This window comes from Streptosporangium lutulentum (assembly GCF_030811455.1).
GTDB lineage: Bacteria > Actinomycetota > Actinomycetes > Streptosporangiales > Streptosporangiaceae > Streptosporangium > Streptosporangium lutulentum.
Window position 1 is genome coordinate 1,370,225 of sequence record NZ_JAUSQU010000001.1, and the last position, 21,860, is coordinate 1,392,084.

General features: G+C 69.8%; 16 protein-coding genes. 13 read left to right on the plus strand and 3 right to left on the minus strand.

Going from position 1 to position 21,860, the window contains the following annotated elements; genetic code table 11:
• Positions 1-41: 41 nt before the first annotated feature.
• Both J2853_RS05665 and J2853_RS05670 read left to right on the plus strand, forming a co-directional pair.
• Complete coding sequence (locus tag J2853_RS05665; RefSeq protein WP_307555658.1) at positions 42-209, plus strand: response regulator transcription factor; 168 nt, start codon at positions 42-44, stop codon at positions 207-209.
• 188 nt (positions 210-397) lie between these two features.
• The gene (locus tag J2853_RS05670) at positions 398-970 is read left to right on the plus strand and encodes a putative glycolipid-binding domain-containing protein (RefSeq protein WP_307555660.1); all 573 of its coding nucleotides are present in this window, start codon (positions 398-400) and stop codon (positions 968-970) included.
• Between the two features lie 94 nt (positions 971-1,064).
• Here J2853_RS05670 and J2853_RS05675 read toward each other — a convergent pair whose 3' ends face one another.
• Both J2853_RS05675 and J2853_RS05680 read right to left on the minus strand, forming a co-directional pair.
• Positions 1,065-1,745 carry a response regulator transcription factor gene (locus J2853_RS05675; RefSeq protein WP_307555662.1) on the minus strand — a complete coding sequence of 227 codons (681 nt, stop codon included), beginning with the start codon at positions 1,743-1,745 and terminating at the stop codon, positions 1,065-1,067.
• Positions 1,706-2,791: a sensor histidine kinase gene (locus J2853_RS05680; RefSeq protein WP_307555664.1), complete on the minus strand. Its 1,086-nt coding sequence runs from the start codon at positions 2,789-2,791 to the stop codon at positions 1,706-1,708. The genes J2853_RS05675 and J2853_RS05680 overlap by 40 nt, the downstream gene beginning before the upstream one ends.
• Positions 2,792-2,967: 176 nt before the next feature.
• Here J2853_RS05680 and J2853_RS05685 point away from each other — a divergent pair, with 176 nt between their 5' ends.
• The 5 genes from J2853_RS05685 (at position 2,968) to J2853_RS05705 (ending at position 7,789) form a co-directional block, all read left to right on the plus strand.
• Positions 2,968-4,068 (plus strand): hypothetical protein, encoded by a 1,101-nt coding sequence (locus tag J2853_RS05685; protein WP_307555666.1) that lies wholly within the window; start codon positions 2,968-2,970, stop codon positions 4,066-4,068.
• The gene (locus J2853_RS05690) at positions 4,065-5,246 is read left to right on the plus strand and encodes an amidohydrolase family protein (RefSeq protein ID WP_307555668.1); all 1,182 of its coding nucleotides are present in this window, start codon (positions 4,065-4,067) and stop codon (positions 5,244-5,246) included. The genes J2853_RS05685 and J2853_RS05690 overlap by 4 nt, the downstream gene beginning before the upstream one ends.
• Positions 5,247-5,329: 83 nt before the next feature.
• A complete protein-coding gene (locus J2853_RS05695; protein ID WP_307555671.1) occupies positions 5,330-6,064 on the plus strand; it encodes a Mut7-C RNAse domain-containing protein in 735 nt (244 codons plus the stop codon).
• Between the two features lie 42 nt (positions 6,065-6,106).
• Entirely contained in the window at positions 6,107-6,349 is a 243-nt protein-coding gene (locus J2853_RS05700) for a winged helix DNA-binding protein (RefSeq protein WP_307555673.1), read from the plus strand.
• Positions 6,350-6,514: 165 nt separating this feature from the next.
• The gene (locus J2853_RS05705) at positions 6,515-7,789 is read left to right on the plus strand and encodes an RNA-guided endonuclease InsQ/TnpB family protein (protein WP_307555676.1); all 1,275 of its coding nucleotides are present in this window, start codon (positions 6,515-6,517) and stop codon (positions 7,787-7,789) included.
• Positions 7,790-8,053: 264 nt separating this feature from the next.
• Here J2853_RS05705 and pulA read toward each other — a convergent pair whose 3' ends face one another.
• On the minus strand, positions 8,054-13,966 hold the full coding sequence (pulA, locus tag J2853_RS05710) for a pullulanase-type alpha-1,6-glucosidase (RefSeq protein WP_307555678.1): 5,913 nt from the start codon (positions 13,964-13,966) through the stop codon (positions 8,054-8,056).
• A gap of 365 nt (positions 13,967-14,331) precedes the next feature.
• Here pulA and J2853_RS05715 point away from each other — a divergent pair, with 365 nt between their 5' ends.
• The 6 genes from J2853_RS05715 to J2853_RS05740 all read left to right on the plus strand — a co-directional run bounded on the left by J2853_RS05715 (position 14,332) and on the right by J2853_RS05740 (position 21,816).
• Entirely contained in the window at positions 14,332-15,627 is a 1,296-nt protein-coding gene (locus J2853_RS05715; protein WP_307555681.1) for an extracellular solute-binding protein, read from the plus strand.
• Between the two features lie 3 nt (positions 15,628-15,630).
• A complete protein-coding gene (locus tag J2853_RS05720) occupies positions 15,631-16,644 on the plus strand; it encodes a carbohydrate ABC transporter permease (RefSeq protein WP_307555683.1) in 1,014 nt (337 codons plus the stop codon).
• On the plus strand, positions 16,641-17,528 hold the full coding sequence (locus J2853_RS05725; RefSeq protein ID WP_307555685.1) for a sugar ABC transporter permease: 888 nt from the start codon (positions 16,641-16,643) through the stop codon (positions 17,526-17,528). The genes J2853_RS05720 and J2853_RS05725 overlap by 4 nt, the downstream gene beginning before the upstream one ends.
• Before the next feature lie 34 nt (positions 17,529-17,562).
• Complete coding sequence (locus J2853_RS05730) at positions 17,563-19,227, plus strand: glycoside hydrolase family 13 protein (RefSeq protein ID WP_307555686.1); 1,665 nt, start codon at positions 17,563-17,565, stop codon at positions 19,225-19,227.
• On the plus strand, positions 19,217-20,266 hold the full coding sequence (locus J2853_RS05735) for a LacI family DNA-binding transcriptional regulator (RefSeq protein ID WP_307555688.1): 1,050 nt from the start codon (positions 19,217-19,219) through the stop codon (positions 20,264-20,266). Before J2853_RS05730 ends, J2853_RS05735 begins: the two co-directional genes overlap by 11 nt.
• 239 nt (positions 20,267-20,505) lie before the next feature.
• Complete coding sequence (locus tag J2853_RS05740) at positions 20,506-21,816, plus strand: right-handed parallel beta-helix repeat-containing protein (protein WP_307555690.1); 1,311 nt, start codon at positions 20,506-20,508, stop codon at positions 21,814-21,816.
• Positions 21,817-21,860: the final 44 nt, after the last annotated feature.

Genomic DNA, 21,860 nt, shown 5'->3' on the forward strand with positions numbered 1-21,860 from the left:
CCGGGGGAGCCCGGTTCGGGCTCACCGCCCGTGAGCACGAGGTGCTCAGACTGGTGGCGGAGGGCCGCAGCAACCGTGAGATCGCCGGGGAGTTGTTCATCTCGGCGAAGACGGCCAGCGTGCACGTCTCCAACATCCTCGCCAAGCTGGGCGTCGCCTCGCGTGGGGAGGCGGCGGCCATGGCTCACCAGCGGAATGCGCTGGGCTGAGGATTCCCGGTGGCCGGAGAGCTCCGGCGGACACGGCCGGGGGGCGACCTGGAGACGAGCCGTCCACGGATCGCCGGGCAAGGCCCGGAAAAGCGCAGGGGGTTTGTGTGGATCTTCCAGGGTAGGTCGGTGTGTGGTGTCGGCGATCTCATGAAGACGAAAGGAAGCCGGCAAAAGAGGGGAGAGCGATGCGCGGGCTCGTGTGGACGAAGGACGAGGGTGCCGAATACGCCGAGGTCAACCTCGCGTCGGAGCTGACGGCGGTCGGGGTGGCGATCGGGACGGACCCCGTGCCCTACCGGCTGGAATACACCCTGCGGACCTTTCCCGGATACGTGACCGAGCTGCTCTGCGTACGGGCCCACGGCGCGGGCTGGCACCGGGCGCTCGACCTGCGCCGTTCGGCGCACGGCACCTGGTCGTGCGAGACGAAGGCGGAGGGCGACCTCGAAGGGCCGCCGCCCGGCGGGGACATGAACGTCCTGAACGACGCGCTCGACTGCGACCTCGGGCTGTCACCGCTGACGAACAGCATGCCGGTGCTCCGGCACGGCCTCAACAACTGCGAGGGGCGGATGGACTTCGTCATGGCGTGGGTCCGGGTTCCCCACCTGCAGGTGACCCGCGAGGCCCAGCGTTACACGCATCTGGGCCCCGGATCGGTGCGTTTCGAGAGCGAGGGCTTCAGCGCGGACCTCGCCTTCGACCACGACGGGATCGTCGCCGACTATCCGGGTCTGGCGAAGCTGATCGGTCCGTGACGACGCGCGCCGGCGTCGTCGCGGCATGCCGCATGAGGCGATTGTGGGACTTCATGGGTTTTCGCCGGTGACCTGTCGCTCTCCTCCGTGACAATCATGGAAGCTCCACGCCGGCGAACACGATCCCCAGTTCGTAGGCCCGGACCACGGCCTGGGTGCGATCGCGGGCGTCGAGCTTGTCGAGGACGTTGCGCACGTGCGTCTTGACCGTCTCCCGGGACACGAACAGCGTCGCCGCGATTTCGGCGTTGTTCTGCCCGCGGGCGATCTGACGGAGGACGGCCAGCTCCCTCGGGGTGAGGTCCAGTGACGACCGTGACGTCGTCGTCCCCTGACGGGGTGCCGCGATGCGGCGCAGCGCGTCGGGGAAGAGGACCGCCTCCCGGCCGTGCACCAGGCGGATGGCGTCCACCAGCTCGTTCGCGGGAGCCCGTTTGAGGAGGTATCCGGCGGCTCCGGCTCGCAGGGCGCCCCAGACGAGCTGGTCGTTCTCGAACGTGGTGACCACGATGACACGGGTCCCGGGAGACCTGCGGGAGAGTTCCCTGGTCGCCGTGAGCCCGTCCATGTACGGCATCCGGATGTCCATGAGGACCACCCCGGCGCCGATGCCCAGCGCGACGGCCTCGCGCCCGTCCGAGGCCTCGCCGACCACCTCGATGTCCGGATGCATGGAGAGCATCGTCGACCATCCGGAGCGGATGAGTTTCTCGTCGTCGGCGACGACGACGCGGATCACTTCGCCCGGAGCGGCAGCGTGGCCCGTATGCCCCACGTGCTGTCCACCTCCCTCCATTCGCAGGTCCCACCGACCAGGCGGGCCCGCATCCGCATCCCGGCCAGCCCGCGCCCCTCCCGGGGAGGGGAGACGGATGGAGTGCCGACGGCCTCGTTCTCGACGGACAGGACGAGCTCCGAACCGACGGCGACGTGCATCCTGACCCGCCCGCGGCCGTGCCGGAGGGCGTTGGTGACCGCCTCCCGGGCGATCGCGTAGGCCACCCGCGAGGTATGTTCCGGGACCTTGTCGACCGGGTCGACGTGGCACTCCACCTCGAGCCCGCAGGTCAGTTTGCCGAGAGAGAGCAGCGTGGGCGCCTCCGCCGCGTCCGCGTCGTCGAGGACGCCCAGGAGGACGTCGAGATCCTGCTGTGCGTCACGGGCGGTGGTGACCAGATGGTCGAGGGACCGGGCCACCTCGTCCCCGTCGTCCCGTCCCTGGAGAACCGCCTGGGCGGCCATCCCCTGAACGAGGACGACGCTGAGGGCGTGACCGACGGAGTCATGAAGCTCAAGGGCCAGGGTCTGCCGACGATCGAGGTCCTCGATCGTGTGCGAGGGGTCGGATCGGAGCAGTCTTCGCACGGCCCATCGCTGGGCGGTTCCGGCCGCGACCATCACCGCGACGGCGCCGACGAGGACGGCGAGAAACCGGACCACCGGCGCGGGATCCTCCTGCCATTGCCCGATGTCGACCACCTGGACGACGCCGGGGAGAAGAGCGAGTGCCACCGCGCTCAAGGTGGCGCCGAGGAAAAGATGCAGGGTCGTGAGGATCCAGAGGTAGAGACGGTCCGTACGATCCGGCACGTCCACGTGGAGTAGTTCGGACAGGGCGATGACCTCGATGCGCTGGACGAGCGGCACCGACGTGACAAGAACCGAGGCGGGCAGGCAGGCGACCCACAACAGCAGGATGCGCGTCAGGGACAGATCGGTCAGGAACAGGAGGGCGAGACCCGCGGCGACGGGGGTCAGCAACGCGGCTCCCAGCAACTGGTACAGCCCCGATTTCAACACGCGGACGATGCGATCCCTCATGTGATGCCTCCGCGTCGGTGATCGGGGCCGGCCACGGTCGGGCTACCGTTCGCGGTTCCTCCCTCATGGTGAAGTTAACCCACGAACGGCGTCGGGACCTCACCCGCGAGGGGGAGGTGGTGCGGCGGGGGGCGGGCGAGGCTGGCGGGTGACGCCGCACTCATCTGGAGGTCGCCATGACGAACCCGTTCACCGCCCGCGTGGAAGTGCCGCCGGCAGGGAGGTGGCGATGGCCGGTGTGGGCGGGTTACGCGGCGTGCGGGTGGGCTGTGACGTACGGCTGCGTCCTGCTGGCGATCGCGCTCGACGGCGGGTCGCTGTTCGGCCTTCCGCATGGCGCATGGGTGGCCGCGCCCCTCCTGCTCGCCGCCGCGGTCGCCGCGGCCGCCACCGTCCGTCCGTGGGGGCGGCGACTTCCGCGTCGTGCCGTGTCGGCCGCTGTGTGGACCGCGGCCGTGCTGGCCCTCGGGAGCAGCGCCTTCGTGCTTATGAACCTGATCGAGCTGGCCACGACCGGTACCGTCCGCGACCGCCACGGCGACGAGGACTGGGCAGGTTTCATCGAGCGCGGGTGTTTCGCCGTGGGCGCCGCCCTGCTGGTCGCCACCGCGCTGTCGTGGCATCACCGTACGGCTGGATCCTGCCCTCGCTGCGGCCGGGCACATTCCCCGTGGGCGGTGACGGCCCTGGAGTATCCGCCGGCGCATGCCGCACCGCGGCGTGTGCGCTGGATCGCCTACGCCGGCTGCGCGGCGTTCGTTCCCTACTACGCCGTCCACGGCGTTCACGTGGCCGGTTATGCCCTGGACGGCTCGCGGTTCCCGCCGAGCGAAGCTCTGACCTGGTCTCGCTGGTTCCTCTTCGGCGTCCTCATCGCACTCGCCGTCTTTCTGCTGCTGGGCCTGGTACGACCGTGGGGAATGGTGTTCCCGCGTTGGACACCGTGGCCGGCGGGCAGGCGGGTGCCCCGGTTCCTGCCGCTGACGCCGGTGTGGGTGGTGGCCCCGACGCTCGCCCTGTACGGATTGGGAGGTGGGATCTACACGGTCCTGGCCACCGCCGGGATCGTCGGTCACTATGACACCGAGACGCTGCTGCTCGCCGCGGCGGCCATGACGGCGTTCGGGGGGTACGGCTGGGCCCTCGCGATCGCCGCCGTGTCCTACCGCCTCCGCACCCGGCCACGTTGTGTGCCGGGGTCCCGAGACTCCATGGCCCCGCACCGTGACCTCCCATCCCAGCCTGCCGAGACCAGACCAGGAGCCCCCCGATCATGATGCCTTTCGCGATTCGCGCCGGACTGATGTTCGACGGCAGGAGTGTGTCCGGGCCGACGACGGTTTTTGTGGAAGATGGGCGGATCACCGGGGTGGACACCTCCGGTGCGCTCCCTCCCGAGGGGGTGGCCCTGGCCGACCTCGGGCCGGAGGCGTTCCTGATGCCGGGTCTCGTCGACCCTCACACGCATCTCGGTTTCGACGCCGGCCCCGACCCGGTGACCTCGTTCACCACCGCCGGCGACGCGGAACTGCTGGCCTGGATGCGGACCGCGGCCGGCCGGGCGCTCCAGGCCGGTGTCACGACCGTGCGTGACCTCGGCGACCGCAACTACCTGGCGCTGGCGCTGGGCGCGGAGTCAGAGCGGAACCCCGGAAGGGGACCGGAGATCCTCGCAGCCGGGCCCCCGATCACCACGCCCGGCGGCCACTGTCATTTCATGGGAGGCGTGGCCGAAGGAGCCACGGCGCTGCGCGACGCGGTGCGGGAGCGGCACGAGAGGGGCTGCGCGGTGGTCAAGATCATGCTGAGTGGCGGCCTCATGACGCCGGGCTCGGCGCCGCACGAGGCCCAGTACTCCCTGGCCGACCTGCGGATCGTCGTGGACGAGGCACATCGGCTCGGCCTGCCGGTCGCCGCCCACGCGCACGGCACACCGGCGATCGGAGATGCCCTGGCGGCGGGAGTGGACAGTATCGAACACGCGACCTTCATGACGGCGGACGGGGTCGACGCCGACCCCGCCCTGCTCGCCGCCATCGCCGGAAGCGACGTCTTCGTGAGCTTGACGACCGGAATCGCGCCCGGCGATTCGACGCCGGTCCTGCCGCCGGAGGTCGCCAAGCGCGTGCGGGCCGTGCATGAGGCCTTCAGGAGCCTGTACGAGCGGGGCGCCAGGATCGTGCTCGGTACGGACGCCGGCATCACGCAGCTCAAGCCACACGACGTGCTGCCGTACGCCATCGCCCAGAGCACCGCGGACGGTCCGTCCCCGCTGGAGGCACTCGTCGCGGCGACCGGCCTCGCCGCCGAGGCGTGCGGGGTCGCCGACCGGAAGGGACGGATCGCGGTGGGCGCGGACGCCGACCTGCTCGTCGTCACCGGAAATCCCCTCGACGATCTCGATCGGCTCCGGGACGTCCGAGCGGTCTTCCGCGCGGGTGTCCGGGTTCGATGAACGGGGCGAAGGGGTGAGGCCGGCCCTCGGGGCGGGAACGAAACCGATGGCCGATGATCGTCGGGCGCTGGCATGCTGGTCGTATGGACGGTCCCGGCATTCATCTGAGTTTCGCCCCCGAGCTGCACCTCTTCGTCGCGGCTCGGCGACGTGCCGGAAGCACGGTGGTCGCCGTTGACAGCTCTTCGACGCTCGGGCACATCGTCGAGTCGCTGGGAGTCCCGCTCACCGAGTCGGGCCGGCTGAGCGCCGACGGCAGGGAGGTGCCGGTCTCCTACGTGCCGCGCGGCGGCGAACACGTCGAGGTGAGCGGGATCGAGCGGCCGCAGAAGGTGCCCGGGGCGCCGCTGAGGTTCCTGCTCGACGTGCACCTGGGAACGCTGGCACGGCGGCTACGTCTGCTCGGGGTCGACGCGGCCTACGAGAGCGAGGACCTCGGCGACCCGGTGCTCGCCACGCTCTCGGCCGAGCAGAGGCGGGTGCTGCTCTCCCGGGACCGGGGCCTGCTGAAGCGGCGGGAGATCTGGGCGGGGGCCTACGTCTACAGCCACCGGCCGGACGACCAGCTGCGCGACGTGCTGGAGCGGTTCGCGCCGGTGCTGGCGCCGTGGACCCGATGCACGGCGTGCAACGGAATCCTCGGAGACGTGGGCAAGGACGCGGTCCGCCCCGATCTGGAGGACGGCACCGAGCGCGCGTACGACGCCTTCGCCCGGTGCACGGCCTGCGCGCGCGTCTACTGGCGCGGCGCGCACCACGCCCGCCTCAGCTCGATCGTCGAGGGCGCGATGCGCGAGTTCGGCGGGACAGTGGCCTGAGGATCCCTCGGCCGCGCGAGCGCCACGGCGTCTGTCGGCGAAGTGTCGACCGGCGCCGAAGGGAAACTGTTCGACGACCTGGAGGAGCTGGGTTACCTGCGCAGGGTGTCCGGCCCGGCCGACTGCCGGGCCAAACTCATCGTCTTCACCGACCGGGGCGGTGAGGCGCTGGTGGTCGGGTACGCCGCGATCGACGAGGTCGAACGCCGCCTGGCGGCCCTGCTGGGCAAGGGCGGTCTCGCCGACCTGCACGTCACCCTGAGCCGCGTCATCACCGACTTCTGATGGCGAGAGCGCGGTGGGGGTTCCGAACTACTTGTTGTTTGTTCGGTCCTCCTCATGTCTTCTCAGTGTTTCTCTATGATCTCGTCGAGTCTCGCCGTTCGTATAGACGCTCCGTGACCACTCGACTACTATAGCTCATGAGTTCGAGTTGGCGGAGGGGCGGGCGTGTCCGAGACGGCGCAGCAGACGGCCCGTTCTTTGCAGGGCTATCGGATCGAGCTCGCACCCACCCCCGAGCAGCGCACCCGGCTGGCTCAGCACGCTGGGTTGGCGCGGGTGGCGGAGAACTTCTACCTGGAAAAGGTCCGGGCGGCGCTCGCTCAGCGCGCCGCCGAGCAGACCTACGGGGTGGCCGAGGCCGAGCTGACCGGTGTGCCGTGGAGCGCCCCGCAGTTGGAGGCGTTGTGGCGGGCCGCCCACCCCGACCGCTACCCGTGGTTTACCGCTGAGGGGTTGTCCTCGCGGGTACCCAAGGAGGCCGCCCGCTGCCGGGCAAGCGCGCTAAAGAACTGGGTCGCCTCCCGGGCCGGGAAACGTAAAGGGCGCAAGATTGGTTTCCCCGCCTGGCGCAAGCGACGCGACGGGGGCCGGTTTCGCTATGACGCCGACCGGGCCAAGCCCGCCGACGCGCGCACCGTCAAACTGCCTGGCATCGGCGCCGTTGCCACCCGCGAGGACATGAGCTGGCTGACCGGGCGGATCGCGGCCGGAACCGCGCGGGTCCTCGGTGCCACCATCAAGGAACAGGCGGGCCGGTGGTGGATCTCTTTTCAGCTCGACCTCGACCGCACCGCGCTGAACGCCGCACGCGCCGCCCCCGCCGAGGCGGACGCCTGCGGCCTGGATCTCGGGCTGACGGTCTTTCTCACGCTGAGAAACGACGACGGCAGTACCGAGGAGATTCATGCTCTCAAACCGCTGAAGAGGTCACTGCGTGCCCTGGCCCGCGCGAATCGGGCGTTGGCCCGCAAAGCCGAGGGCAGCGCGAATCGGGCCCGCCAGGCTCGGAAGGTCGCGGCCCTGCATCTGAAGGTCGCTAACCAGCGCGCCGATTTCCTGCATCAGACCACCACGTGGCTCGCGAGAACCAAACGAGCCATCGCGGTGGAAACGTTGAACATCGCCGGGATGGTGAAAAACCACCGGCTGGCTCGAGCGATCCACGACGCCGGCTGGGGGGAGTTCATCCGCCAGCTCCGCTACAAGACCGACTGGTACGGCGCGTACCTGCATGCGGCCGATCGCTGGTTTCCTTCCTCCAAAACCTGCTCGGAATGCAAACAGGTGCATCGAGGGCTGGCGCTGGCCGAGCGCACCTGGACGTGCGTCGGATGCGGCACCAACCATGATCGGGAGGTCAACGCCTCGACCAACCTTCTCGACGATATGCTCCCGGCGTTGGAGGCGCTGGAGTTGAAAAGAGGCCAGGTCGCGGCCTGAGCGCGCGCCACATCATCTCAACGTCGCCCGGAAGTTCCCCCCTGAGGAGACGTAAAACGCCGGTGGAGACCAGGTAAGACCAGCGGGCAACCGTTGGCACCGGTCAGTGAAGCAGGAACAGGGAAAGAGAATCACGGAGATTCTCTGAACGGCCTCCAGGATCGATGGACGGGTTCCCTGACCGGGCCGGGTGCTGTAACACCCGGCCCGGCTTCTTTCCAGGACTGTTTCTCCGGCGGCGCGGACGCGGTGGTCGTGCGCGCCCTACGACTGGACGAACACCGCGACCGTGCGAGCCGGGACCGTCAGCGTGCCGCCGGCGGGGTCGAAGGTCGATCGCTTCACGACGGCGTCGTCGCCGGCCGCCTGGACGGGGTGGAGCGTTACCCGGGCGCCCTTCAGCGCGGCCACGGTCTGCGGCTGCGTCTCGGGGGTCGCGTTGAAGACGACGGTGATCGACGTCCAGCGCGGGTCGAGGCCTGAGGCGTCCAGGTGCATGGTCACGACACCCGGGGTCTCCGAGGTGCCGCTGGTCGGGAAGGTCAGGCGCCTCTGAATCTCGGCCAGGGAGCCGAGCGCGAAGGCCGGGGAGGAGGAACGGATCTTGAGCAGCTCGCCGTACCCCGCCCGCGCCGCGCCGATCGCCGCGCAGTCCGGCTTGAGCGCCGGATCGGCGAGCAGCGGCCTGGCGTAGGGCCACTTGTCCTCGTTGTCGGGCTTGGGGGGCAGGCCCGAGCCGAAGCCGTTACCCGCGGAGCAGTCCCACAGCAGCCGGTTGAACCAGTCGCCGGAGTCGTAGGAGTTGCGGTCGAGCGACTTGGAGCGGAGCCGCTCGCTGCCCGCGTGGACGAACGAGGTGCCCTGCCCGAGCACGGCCGTGGCCAGCGAGAGCGACTGCATGCGCACCCGGTCGGCCATCGCCGTCGCCTGCGGCAGCTTGTAGGCCAGCGCGTCGAACAGCGTCTCGTTGTCGTGGGCGTCCACGTAGGTGACGACCTCGCCCGGCGAGGCGGCGTATCCGGCGGGGGCGCCGTTGTAGCTCACCTCGGAACCCTTGACCTGCTCGCCGCTGGAGGCGGTGAAGGCGTAGTCGCGCAGGTTGCCGGTGAGCCCCACCTTGATCAGGTCCTGGTAACCCAGGAGACGGGCCCGCTGCTGCTCGGGGGTGCCGTTGGCCGGTGACCCGTTGGGCGCCCCGGCCAGGCCCGAGCCGAAGCCCTGGACCCGGGGGTCGGCGTCGAACGGGCCGCCGCCGCGCACCGCGTCGCGCAGGCGGTCGCTGAAGGTGCCGATCCCGGTGCCGGCCATGTTGGCCTGGGTGGCCTGGACGAAGCGGGCGTCGTCGGCGACCTCGCCGAAGTTCCAGCCCTCGCCGTACAGGATGATCGACTTGCCGTCCACGCCGTCCTTGGCGAGGGTCAGCCCGTCCAGGGCCTTGCGGACCGCGAGGATGTTCGCCTTGGGGTGGTGACCCATCAGGTCGAACCTGAAGCCGTCCACCTTGTACTCGCGGGCCCAGGTGACGATGGAGTCGACGACGAGCCGGCCCATCATCGCGTGCTCGGGAGCGGTGTTGGCGCAGCAGGTGGAGGTGGCCACGGCGCCGTCGTCGAGCAGCCGGTGGTAGTAGCCGGGCACGATCCGGTCGAGCACCGCAGTGGGGTCCTGACCGGCGGCGTGGGTGTGGTTGTAGACCACGTCCATCACCACCCGCAGCCCGGCCCCGTTCAGGCCGCCGACCATGCTCCGGAACTCCTTGATCCGGGCGGAGCCGTCCGGCTCCGAGGCGTAGGAGCCCTCGGGCACGGTGTAGTGCGACGGGTCGTACCCCCAGTTGAAGGAGTCCTTGGCCGCGGATCCCGTGACGCACGCCTGTTGCAGCTCGGAGTCGGCGGGCATCGAGGCCAGGTCGCAGTCCGGCTCGGCGCGGTCCGCCCTCCTCTCGGGAACGGTCGCCATGTCGAAGACCGGCAGCAGGTGAACGTGGGTCAGCCCGTCCTGGGCGAGCTTGCGCAACTCCTTCATCCCGTTTCCGTCGCCGCCGAACGCGGCGTAGGTACCGCGCTGATCGGCCGGGACCGAGGCGTCGGAGGCGGAGAAGTCACGCACGTGCAGCTCGTAGATCGACGCCTTCTGCTGCGCCACGGGTTCGGGTTTGGCCAGGGAGGACCAGCCGCCGGGTTGCAGTGACCGGTCGGAGAGGTCGACCAGCTGGCTGCGGACGGAGTCGGCGGCCAGCGACAGGCTGTAGGGGTCGGTCACCTCGTTGGTGACGATCTTTCCGGCGGCGGGCGCGTAGACCGTGACCAGGAAGGTGTAGTAACGGCCCTTCCAGCCGGGCTGACCCCGCACCGACCAGACGCCGGTCGCGTCGTCGCGCCGCATCTCGTGGACCGTACGGCCCGCGCCCGACGAGCCGGAGTAGAGCGCCAGTTCCACCTTCCGCGCGGTCGGCGCCCAGACCGACAGCCGGGGCGTCGAGCCCCCGGCGGGGCCGAGCTCGGCGTCCGCCGCCTTGGCGTAGACGTCGTCGAGCACGCCGGGGATCTGCACGCCGGTGGCGCGCAGCAGCGCGCCCGAGGCGTCCCGCTCGACGGCCACGACCTGGCCGCGCAGGGCACCGGCGACGAGGTCGGCGTCGCGCGGGTCCACGGTGAACGCCGCGTGGGCGGCCAGGTGCGGCCACTTCGCCTTCTGCGCGTCGGTGAGCGTGCCCGGGTTCAGGCGGATGATCCGGAGGTCGCCGGTCAGGTCGCCCTCGGCGTAGGCGATGTCACCCTTCGCGGAGAAGGCGAGGGAGTGCCGGAGCGAGGCGGACGGCTCGACCTTCCACGCGACGGTTCCCCGGTCGATCCAGTGCGCCGCCGACATGCCGAGATCGACGTCGGCCTCGCGGGACGCGGACTGGGGCAGCAGGTAGCCTTCGACGGCCGCGATCCGCCAGGCCTCGTGGCCCACGGCGGTGAGGTCCAGCGACTGGTTGTCGGGCAGGTCCTTCTCGTCGCCCTTGTGGATGATGTAGTTCACGGTCTTCGCCCCCTGGGTCAGGGGGATGCGGAAGTAGACCCCGAAGGCGTCCTCGCCCGCGGGCTGGAGCGGGGCGGCCCACTCGGTGGGAGCCGCGACGTCGCCCCACAGGTGCAGGCCCCAGCCCTCGTAGTCCTTGGCGGGGCGGTTGTAGTGCAGGATCGCGACGTTCTCGGCCGCGGCCCGGGTCGGATGGGCCTTCGCCACGCCCGAGGCGACGTAGGCGTCCGGCTGGAGCGCCGGGGTGAGCGCCTGGTCGGGACCGGGATCCTTGGTGTCGCCCTTGTGGATGATGAAGTTCACCGGGACGGAGGCGTCCTTCAGCGGGATCTTCCAGAACGTGCCGTAGGAGTCGGTGCCGTCCGGCGGGCGGGGCGTGGCCCACTCGGTGGGTACCCCGTCGCCGAGCCCGTCGCCCCACAGGTGCAGGCCCCAGCCCTCGTAATCCTTGTCGGGGCGGCTGTAGTGGACGGTCGCGTGGCCCTGGGCCGCGGCGCGGGAGGCATGGGTGCCGGGGTCACCCTTCTCCAGCCAGACCTCGCCGGTCTTCGAGGGATCGACGATCCGGTCGCCGCCGTCCTTCTCCTCGCCCTTGTGCGCGATGATCCCGACGCTGGTGGCCCCGGGCTTCAGCTTGATCCAGGCGAACCGGCCGTAGGAGTCCTCGCCGGTCAGCGGGAGCGGCTCGCCCCACTCGGTGGGGTTCTCGACGTCGCCCCAGACGTGCAGGCCCCAGCCGTCGTAGTCCTCGGGGTTGTCGCGCTGGTAGTGCACGACCAGCCAGTCGCGCTCGACCGCGCCGGGTTCTTCGGGGGAGGGTTCGGCCCCGACCGTGGTCTGCGCGGTCGCCGAGGCGAACCGGCCCGCCGAGTTCTTCACGACCGCCTTGTAGGCGATCTCCGTACCCGGCGCGAGGCCGCGCAGGTCGTGGAAGACCCTGAACGTACGGCCGGCGGCCGAGACGTTGGGCGCGTCGTCGGTGCCCAGCACCTTCCAGGCGCCGTCGCCTGCCTTGGCGGCGAAGGTCACCTGGTCGAAGCCGGTGCCGGGCACGGTCGCGGTGACCGGGATCCGGCCGTCCCCGGGGGTTCCTCTGACCTCGGCCCCCGGGAGCGCGATCGAGACCGCCGGGGCCGCCTGCGGGGCGGCGAGCCTGGCCGGCGCCCGGTAGACCACCGCGGACAGGGCCGGGACCGTCAGCGCCAGCTTCGCGTCGGCGCCCGTCGTGACCTTGGCGGCGGCCTCGCCGTACACCCTGGTGAAGGGGGCGTTCGCCGAGAAGGTCGGCACGCTCGCCGTGGCCGCCTGCTCGGCGTTGTTGACGGCGACGACGTACTCGACCTGCGCCTTGGCGTCGATCCTGGAGAAGGCGTAGACGCCGCCGGAGACGAGGCGCTCGATCTGGGCGCCGTCGGCCAGGGCCGGATGGGCGTCGCGGAGCTTGGCCAGGGCGGAGATGCTCTGGTAGAGCGGGTGAGTCTGGACGAAGTTGTCCTGGGCGTGGGTGGCCGCGGTGCCGATCAGGTCGTCGCTCAGGTAGCTCGCGGTCGTGGAGGCGAACATGGACGCGCGGGCGTCCTGGTCGCCGCCCTTTCCGGTGAAGCCCTGTTCGTCTCCGTAGAAGACGACCGGCTGGCCGCGGGTGAGATACATCAACTCGTGGGCGAGCCGGTCCCTGCGCAGCAGTTCCGCGTCCGTCTCGGGTGTGGCCGGCGCGCCGCCCTGGACGTCCTGCTGGAGGAAGCGGCCGATGCGGCCCATGTCGTGGTTGCCGAGGAAGGTCGGCAGCGACGCCGCGTTGCCGTCGGCGTCGGTGTGGTAGTCGTCCCCGGTGAACAGCTGGGCCAGCCGCGCCGCGCCCGCCGTACCGCCGCTGAAGGAACGGGCGGCCTCCTGGAAGGGGAAGTCCAGGGTGGCGTCCATCCCGCCACGGGTGGAGTATCGGCTGGTGAGGGCGGGATCGCCGGAGTAGACCTCGCCGAACATGAAGAACCGCTTGTTGCCCTTCTGGGCCGCGTAGCCGTGCAGGGCGGGCGAGAACTTCTCCCAGAACTCCATGTTCACGTGCTTGGCGGTGTCGATGCGGAAGCCGTCGAGACCGGCCTCCCGCACCCACGTCCGGTAGATGTCGATCATGCCGTCGACGACCTCGGGCCGTTCGGTCCACAGGTCGTCGAGGCCGAAGAAGTCGCCGTACTCGTCGTTCTCGCCGCCGCTGAAGGTGGAGTCGCCCCGGTTGTGGTACATCGTCGGGTCGTTCAGCCAGGAGGGGGTCTTGACGCCCTTCGGCGCGACCGGCGTGTAGGGGAAGGAGCCGGTGTTCACCGTGGGGAAGTCGCCCGTGCCCGCGTATCGCCGGTCGTCGAACGGCACGCCGTCCGCGTCGACGTAGGGGTAGGCGCCCTTCGACCGGTAGGAGTAGGTCTTCTCGCTGTAGTCGATCACATCGGCCGTGTGGTTGGTGATGATGTCGAAGAAGACCTTCATCCCGCGCTTGTGCGCCTCCCGCACCAGTTGCTTCATTTGATCGTTCGTACCCAGATGCGGGTCGATCCTCGTGAAGTCGGTGATCCAGTAGCCGTGGTAGCCGGCCGAGACGTCGGCCCCCGTGCCCTGGACCGGGCGGTTCTTGAACGCCGGGGTGATCCAGAGCGCGGTGCTGCCCAGGTTCTTGATGTAGTCGAGCTTGCCGAGCAGCCCCTTGAGATCACCGCCCTGGTAGAAGCCCTTGTGGGTCGGGTCGAAGCCGGTGGTGAGCCGGTCGCCCCGCAGGCCGCCCCGGTCGTTGCCGGTGTCGCCGTTGGCGAACCGGTCGGTCATCGCGAAGTAGAAACGCTCACGGGTCAGGTCGTCGCGGAGCGCGTCGCGGGCGAGGTCGCGATCGGACGGCTCCGCCGTACGGCTCAGCGCGGAGACCACCGGTTCGGCGGACGGCCGCCTCACCGCCCCGGCCACGCCGGAAAGGCCCGAGGCGGAAAGGCCCGAGGCGGTGAGGGCGGAGGTGGAAAGAGCGGTGGGGGGAGAGGCGGAGGCGGCGAGGGCGGGGGTGGGAAGCGGCGCGGCGAGAGGGGCGGCGATCAGGGTTGCCGCGAGAACGGCGCCCGTCAGGAAAGTCGATCTCGCGCGTCGTGGGGGGAGTGGCCAGACCACGGGGGCCTCCACGGAAGTTGTTTCGAGGGTGTTGCCCGGAAGTTACTCACTAGACATGATCTGTGCAATCCCTTGCCGAAACTTTCTGAATCGTAATGATTCTTGGGTGTCCGGAAGACGGTTCCTGTCGCGTCCGAAGCTCTGCAAAGGGCGCCATATATTGTCTGACCTGCAATTATCCTCCTCAATACATGCGGGGTTAATGCTGCCCGGGTCCGGGCCTTTAGGAACTTTGTAACGAGTTTGCAGAGTCTTGCAGAAACTTCTTCCAATGCGATTCACGGCGGCGTAACGTCCGGCGTACTCCGGACCTCGGCCTGCAAGCTCCCCGCTCAGGCCGACCCCCCTGAACACGAGGAGAAAACATGCGGCGAGCCTTCTCGGCTGCGACGATGGTCGCGGCCCTCGCCTTGGCGGTCGCCGCCTGCGGTGGCGGAGACAGCGGCACGACGGCGGCCCCCGCCCAGTCCGCCGCGGCGGACCCGTCGAAGGTCAGCGGTGAGATCACCTGGTGGGACACCGTCCGGCCTGACAGTGAGGGCCCGACGTTCCAGGCGCTCATCAAGGAATTCCAGGCGAAATACCCCAATATCAAGGTCAAGTACGTCAACGTTCCCTCCGACCAGGCGCAGAACCAGTTCCAGACCGCGGCGCAGGCGGGCACGGGAGCCCCGGACGTGATCCGCTCCGAGGTGGCCTGGACCCCCCAGTTCGCCTCGCTCGGCTACCTCCAGCCGCTGGACGGCTCGCGGGCCGTGGAGAACGAGGCCGACTTCCTGCCCGGCCCGCTGAGCAGCACCAAGTACAACGGCAAGACCTACGCGGTGCCGCAGGTCACCGACACCCTGGCGCTCATCTACAACAAGAGGCTCCTGGCGGAGGCCGGGCACGAGAAGGCTCCCACCACGGTCGAGGAGCTCAAGCAGGCCGCGCTCGACGTCAAGGCCAAGACCGGCGCCAGCGGCCTCGCGCTCAACGTGGACTCCTACTTCCTGCTGCCCTTCATGTACGGCGAGGGCGGCGACCTTCTCGACGTCCAGAACAAGAAGATCACCGTCAACTCGCCGGCCAACGTGAAGGCCATGGAGACGGTCGCGGACCTGGTCGCCTCCGGTGCCGCGCCCAAGCCCGCCATCCAGGACAGCTACGCCAACGCCATGACCGCCCTCAAGGACGGCAAGACGGCGATGATCTACAACGGCCCGTGGGCGCTGTCGGAGATCTACCAGGGCAAGGAGTTCCAGGACAAGGCCAATCTCGGCATCGCGCCGGTCCCCGCGGGTTCGGTCAAGGCCGGCGCCCCCACCGGCGGCTGGAACCTGGCGATCTACGCCGGTTCCAAGAACCTGGACGCCTCCTACGAGTTCGTCCGCTTCATGAGCAGCGCCGAGAGCCAGGCCAGGGTCGCCAAGGAGATCAGCCTCCTGCCGACCCGCCCCTCCGCCTACGACAAGCCCGAGGTCCAGGCCAACGAGGCAGTCTCCGTCTTCAAGCCCATCATGGAGACCGCGACCGCGCGGCCGTGGATCCCCGAGGGCGGCCAGCTCTTCCAGCCGCTGCTTGAGGGCTACCAGTCGCTGATCGGCGGCCAGGCCACTCCCGAGGACATGCTCAAGAAGGTCGACGACCAGTACCGCGGCATCTTCAAGGACTGGAGCTGATCCGTGGCGCTCTCGACTGGACGTGCGAGCAGCACGGCCAGGGACCGGACCGCGGGCTCGGGAGGCGCCCGCGGTCAGGATCGCCACCAGCGCCCAGGCCCGCTCAGGCGCGTGATGGGCCGGCACTGGTACGCCTGGGCCATGGTCGCCCCGGTGATCCTGGTCACGGCCCTGCTGATCGGCTGGCCGCTGGCCCGAGGCGTCTACCTGTCCCTGACCGATGCCACCGAGGCCACCATGGGCCGCACGATCGGGGTCAACGTCATCCCGTCGACGTACGAGTTCGTCGGGCTCGACAACTACATCTCGATCCTGACCAGCTCCCTGTTCTGGGACAAGCTGACCTGGACGATCGTGTGGACCGTGGCGTGTGTCGCGCTCCACTACGGTCTCGGTCTCGGCCTCGCCATGCTGCTCAACCGCAGGGTGAGGTTCCGCTCTACCTACCGGCTGCTGCTCATCCTGCCGTGGGCGATCCCGGGATTCGTCTCGGCGTTCATCTGGCGCTACCTCTACAACAGCGACTACGGCGTGATCAACGGCATGCTGAAGGCGGCCGGGCTCGGGGCGGTCGGCTGGCTCGACGACCCGACCACCGCGAAGATCGCGGTGGTCGCGGTCAACGTCTGGATGGGCGTGCCGTTCATGATGGTCGCCGTCCTGGGCGGTCTGCAGTCGATCCCCGGCGAGCTCTACGAGGCGGCCGAGGTCGACGGCGCGACGCCGTGGCAGCGCTTCCGCTTCATCACCGTCCCGGGGCTGCGCACCGTGTCGAGCACGGTCATCCTGCTGGGCACGATCTGGACCTTCAACATGTTCCCGGTGATCTTCCTGATCAGCGGGGGAGGGCCGGGCAGCTCCACGGAGATCCTCGTGACCTACGCCTTCCGCGAGGCCTTCACCGGCATCCGCAACTACTCCGGCTCCGCCGCCTGGGGAGTGATCATCCTCATGCTCCTCGTCGTGCTGGCCCTGGTCTATCGCCGCGCGCTGCGCAGGCAGGGGGAGGTCTGGTGAGCTCCGTCACCGCCGGTCCGGCCGGTTCCGCTCCGGCGCGAGGGGTCCGTCGCCGCGGGGATCGCGGCGTCGGCAGGTCGATCCTGCTCCACGCGACCCTGCTCTGCGCGGTCGCCGTCTCGCTGTTCCCCATCGTCTGGCTGGTCCTGACCTCGCTCAAGCCGCGCGACGGCTGGCTCTCCAGCGAACTGGAGTTCTTCAACCAGCCCTCGCTGGACAACTACACCCGGGTGCTGACCGAGACGCAGTTCCCGACCTGGCTGCTCAACTCGGTGATGGTCGCGGGACTGACCACGGTCATCGGGGTGTTCCTGGCCTCCACGACCGGATACGCGATCAGCCGCTTCCGCTTCCCCGGTCACCGCGGGGTCATGTGGATGCTGCTCATCACCCAGATGTTCCCGGTGGCCATCCTGATCGTCCCGCTCTACAACCTGATGGCGAGCCTCGGGCTGCTCAACCAGATCGCCGGACTGGTCATCGCCTACATGACCGTGGCCGTGCCGTTCTGCGCGTGGATGATGAAGAGTTACTTCGACTCGATCCCGCGCGAGATCGACCAGGCGGGAATGGTCGATGGTCTGACGCCGTTTGGCACATTTTGGCGGGTTATCCTTCCCCTGGCCAGGCCGAGCCTGGCGGTCACGGGCTTCTACTGCTTCATGACCGCCTGGGGAGAGGTGGCCTACGCCACGGTGTTCATGTCGCAGGAGGAGAAGCGCACGCTGGGCATCGGGCTGCAGCAGTTCGTCGGGCAGCACTGGTCCGACTGGGGCCTGCTCACCGCCTCGGCGGTTCTGATCGCGGTGCCCGCGGCGATCGTCTTCCTGCTCGTGCAGCGCCATCTGGTCGCCGGCCTTACCGCCGGCGCCACGAAGTCGTAACACCGCCGTGCTATCACGTCCTGACATGCCTGAAATGTCACTTGATCGGGGGACAAATATGACCGGGCTCGCCCGCATGGACCTTGCCGCAGCCACCGCCACCCGATGGTGGCGTGACGCGGTGATCTACCAGGTCTACGTGCGCAGCTTCGCCGACGGCAACGGCGACGGCATCGGCGATCTGCTGGGAGTGCGGAGCAGGCTACGGTATCTGGCCGACCTGGGGGTCGACGCGATCTGGCTGACCCCCTTCTTCACCTCGCCGATGGCCGACTTCGGCTACGACGTGGCGGACTACCGGAACGTGGACCCGATCTTCGGGTCGCTGGCCGACGCCAAGGCGCTGATCGACGACGCGCACCGGCACGGCCTGCGCGTGATCGTCGACGTCGTTCCCAACCACACCTCCGACCGGCACGCCTGGTTCCACGAGGCCGTGGCCGCGGGCCCCGGCAGCGCCGCGCGGGAGCGCTACATCTTCCGCCCCGGTAAGGGCGCCGACGGGGAACTGCCGCCGAACGACTGGGAGTCGGTCTTCGGCGGCCCCGCGTGGACCCGGCTGCCCGACGGCGAGTGGTACCTGCGCCTGTTCGCCTCCGAGCAGCCCGACCTGAACTGGGAGAACCCCGAGGTCCGCGCGGAGTTCGAGTCGATCCTGCGGTTCTGGCTCGACCTCGGCGTGGACGGCTTCCGCATCGACGTGGCCCACGGCATGATCAAGGCGGAGGGGCTGCCCGACGTCGGTCACGCCGACCAGGTCCGGATGATCGGCACCGACACGACGCCGTTCTTCGACCAGGACGGCGTGCACGAGATCCACCGGGCCTGGCGCACGTTGCTCGACTCCTACCCGGGCGAGCGGATCGGCGTCGCCGAGGCGTGGGCGCCCACCGCGCAGCGGCTGGCCAACTACATCCGCCCGGACGAGTTGCACCAGGCGTTCAACTTCCAGCTCCTCGTCGCCCCCTGGGACGCCGTGGGGTTCCGCGCGGTGATCCAGGAGTCGCTGGAGACGGCCGGCATGGTCGGCGCCTCCAGCACCTGGGTGCTGTCCAACCACGACGTCAAGCGGCACCTCACCCGCTACGGCGGCGGAGAGCTCGGCCTGCGCCGCTCGCGCGCGGCGGTCCTGCTGACGCTCTCCCTGCCCGGCTCGTCCTACATCTACCAGGGGGAGGAGCTCGGCCTTCCCGAGGTCCTCGACCTGCCGGAGGAGTTCCTGCGCGACCCGCAACGGCTGCGCAACCCCGACCACGGCCGGGACGGCTGCCGGGTGCCGATCCCGTGGGCCGACGTCCGGCCGCACTTCGGCTTCAGCCTGCCGGGCATCGAGGAGTCCTGGCTGCCGATGCCCTCCTCCTGGGGTCCGCTCAGCGTCCAGTCCCAGCTCCACGACCCGGCCTCCACGCTGCACCTGTACCGGGAGGCGCTGAGGATCAGGCGGCGACGGCAGGCCTTCGGCGACACCCCGCTGGTCTGGCTCGACTCCCCCGAGGGCACGCTGGCCTTCGGCCGGGGGGACGACTTCGTCTGCACGGTCAACCTGACCGGCGAGCCGGTCGAGCTGCCCGCCCCCGGGCGGGTCCTGCTGGCCAGCACCGCACCGGCCACCGCGGGTGACGCGGAACCGATCGCCGAGGGCGACCTGGTACGGCTCGCGCCCGACTCCGCCGTCTGGTGGGAACGCGATGACGCATAGCGGCGGCCCGCTCGGCAACGGCGCCGCCCGGCTGACCGACATCGCCGCGCAGGCGGGGGTCAGCGAGGCCACGGTCAGCCGGGTGCTCAACGGCAAGCCGGGCGTCTCCGCCGTCACCCGGCGGTCCGTCCTGGCGGCGCTCGACGTCATGGGCTACGAGCGCCCGCAGAGGTTGCGCCAGCGCAGCAACGGGCTGATCGGCCTGGTGACCCCCGAGCTGGACAACCCGATCTTCCCGGCCTTCGCCCAGGCCTTCGAGAAGACGCTGACCCAGCACGGCTACACCCCGCTGCTCTGCACCCAGCTGCCCGGCGGGGCGCTGGAGGACGAGTTCACCGAGCTGCTCGTGGAGCGGGGGGTGAGCGGCATCATCTTCGTCTCCGGGCTGCACGCCGACGTCACCGCACGCTCGGACCGCTACACCCAGCTGATCGGACAGGGCGTGCCGATCGTCCTGCTCAACGGGCACGCGGCCGACGTCCCGGCGCCCTTCATCTCTCCGGACGATCGGGCGGCGGCGCGGTTGGCGGTGCAGCATCTGGTGGATCTGGGGCATGAGCGGATCGGTCTGGCGGTCGGTCCGGGGCGGTTCGTGCCGGTGATCCGGAAGATCGAGGGGTATCGGAAGGCGATGGCGCAGTTGCTGGGGGTGAGCGAGGTGGAGGAGTTGATCTCGCATTCGCTGTTCTCGGTGGAGGGGGGTCAGGCGGCGGCGGCGCAGTTGCTGGAGCGGGGGTGTACGGGCATCGTGTGTGCGTCGGATCTGATGGCGTTGGGGGTGATTCGGGCGTGCCGGGATCGGGGGTTGTCGGTGCCGGGTGAGGTGTCGGTGGTCGGGTTCGACGACTCGCCGTTGATCGCTTTCACCGACCCGCCGCTGACCACCGTGCGGCAGCCCGTGCAGTCGATGGTGACCGCCGCGGTCCACACCCTGCTGGAGGCCATCGCCGGTGCGCCGGGAAAGCACTCCGAGCTCATCTTCCAGCCGGAGTTCATCGTCCGGGGCTCCACGGGCTCCGGGCCCAAGGTCGTCCGCTGACCCCCGCCGACCCTCGCTGACCCGTCCGCGACTCCGCGACGGCGGAGCCCGCCGGCGCCTTCCAGAGCTATGCCCGGATCGCGGTGGATCACCCGGCTGCCACGCCGCCGCCGCCGTCCGCGCAGGTGAAAGAGATGTAATGGCTTGCCGTAGGCCCGTCCTGTAGCTCGTGGCGAGCGTCGCCGGCGTGCGACGATCCCCGCTGACGTGCTGACGGTGACGGCGATGGAGCGTGCCAGGTGGACTCGACAAGGCGATGGACCGTTCCCGTGCTGGGGGCATTCACGGTGGGCGAGCTGTTCCTCGCCGCTCCGGTGCCCACCACGGGAGTGCCGGGAGGCGCCGTGGCCGCTCCGGCGAGCACCGCGGCCGCGGCGGGCACCGTCTACTACGTGGACTCCGGAGCCGGCAGGGACTCCGCCGCGGGCACCTCGGAGGCGACGGCCTGGCGTTCCCTGCACAGGGTCAACGCCGCCGAGCTGCGCCCCGGCGACACCGTGCGGTTCAGGCGCGGCGGTGACTGGCGGGGCACCCTGAGGCTCAGGGGCAGGGGCACCGCCGCCGCCCCCATCTCCGCCGAGCCGTACGGCAAGGGCGCGGATCCGAGGATCACCGGCAGCACCGCCTGCGTGGTGATCGCAGGCATGTACGTGCGGGTGTCCGGGCTGCGCGCCAGCCGCTGCCAGTGGGCCGGCTTCGAGGTGAGGGGCGACCACAACGAGCTGAACGGCGTGCACTCCGACCACAACGTCACCGGCGTCCAGTTCATCGGCTCCCACAACACCGTCAGGAACAGCGTCCTGAGCGGCAACAACCGGATGAGCGTCAACGACAAGGGAGGCGACGACGACTCCGGCGCCTTCGGCGTGCTGCTCAACGGCGACGACAACCTCGTCGTCGGAAACGTGATCGTCGACAGCTACGCGCAGAGCGAGGACTACGGCACCGACGGCGCCGCCGTCGAGGTCTACAACGGCGACCGCAACCGGGTCGCCCGCAACGTCTCCAGGGACAACGAGACCTTCGTGGAGCTGGGCGCGAGGAAGGGCAAGACCGCCGAGGGGAACGTGTTCTCCAACAACGTGGTGACCTCCTCCCGCAAGAGGGGCTCCTTCCTGATCACCCGGGGGCCCGGCAGCCCCATCGGCCCGGTGAGAGGCACCGTCGCGGTGCACAACTCCGTCTACCTGCCCGCCCGTGACACCATCGGCTGGTCCTGCGGCGACGGCTGCTCGCCCGCCATCCTCAAGCTGCGCAACAACGTCATCGTGGTCGGCGGGCGGATCGGCGAGGAGGACGGCAAGGGAGGAGCCGACGAGGGCGGCAACGTCTACCGGGGCCGTTCCCCCAGGTTCAAGCTGGGCCCCGGGTCGATCATCGCCGATCCCCGCTTCCGCAGCCGCGAGGACCTCCACCTGAGTCCTGGCTCCCCGGCCCTCGGCCGCGGCGTCAAGCTGGGCCCCGAGTGGTTCGGCGGCGCCGCGCTGGCCCGGGATCTCACGGGGGCCCGCCTGCCCGCCGCTCCCGCCGCGGGCGCGTATCAGCACTAACTCTTTCCCGTATCAGGTTTTATCCTGGATATCTCCTCGGAATC

What these genes read in the sequence shown, in the direction of transcription:
- J2853_RS05670 (WP_307555660.1), top strand. Translation starts at nt 398, where the DNA reads ATGCGCGGGCTCGTGTGGACGAAGGACGAGGGTGCCGAATACGCCGAG.
- J2853_RS05680 (WP_307555664.1), bottom strand. Translation starts at nt 2,791, where the DNA reads ATGAGGGATCGCATCGTCCGCGTGTTGAAATCGGGGCTGTACCAGTTG.
- J2853_RS05685 (WP_307555666.1), top strand. Translation starts at nt 2,968, where the DNA reads ATGACGAACCCGTTCACCGCCCGCGTGGAAGTGCCGCCGGCAGGGAGG.
- J2853_RS05690 (WP_307555668.1), top strand. Translation starts at nt 4,065, where the DNA reads ATGATGCCTTTCGCGATTCGCGCCGGACTGATGTTCGACGGCAGGAGT.
- J2853_RS05695 (WP_307555671.1), top strand. Translation starts at nt 5,330, where the DNA reads ATGGACGGTCCCGGCATTCATCTGAGTTTCGCCCCCGAGCTGCACCTC.
- J2853_RS05715 (WP_307555681.1), top strand. Translation starts at nt 14,332, where the DNA reads ATGCGGCGAGCCTTCTCGGCTGCGACGATGGTCGCGGCCCTCGCCTTG.
- J2853_RS05730 (WP_307555686.1), top strand. Translation starts at nt 17,563, where the DNA reads ATGTCACTTGATCGGGGGACAAATATGACCGGGCTCGCCCGCATGGAC.
- J2853_RS05735 (WP_307555688.1), top strand. Translation starts at nt 19,217, where the DNA reads ATGACGCATAGCGGCGGCCCGCTCGGCAACGGCGCCGCCCGGCTGACC.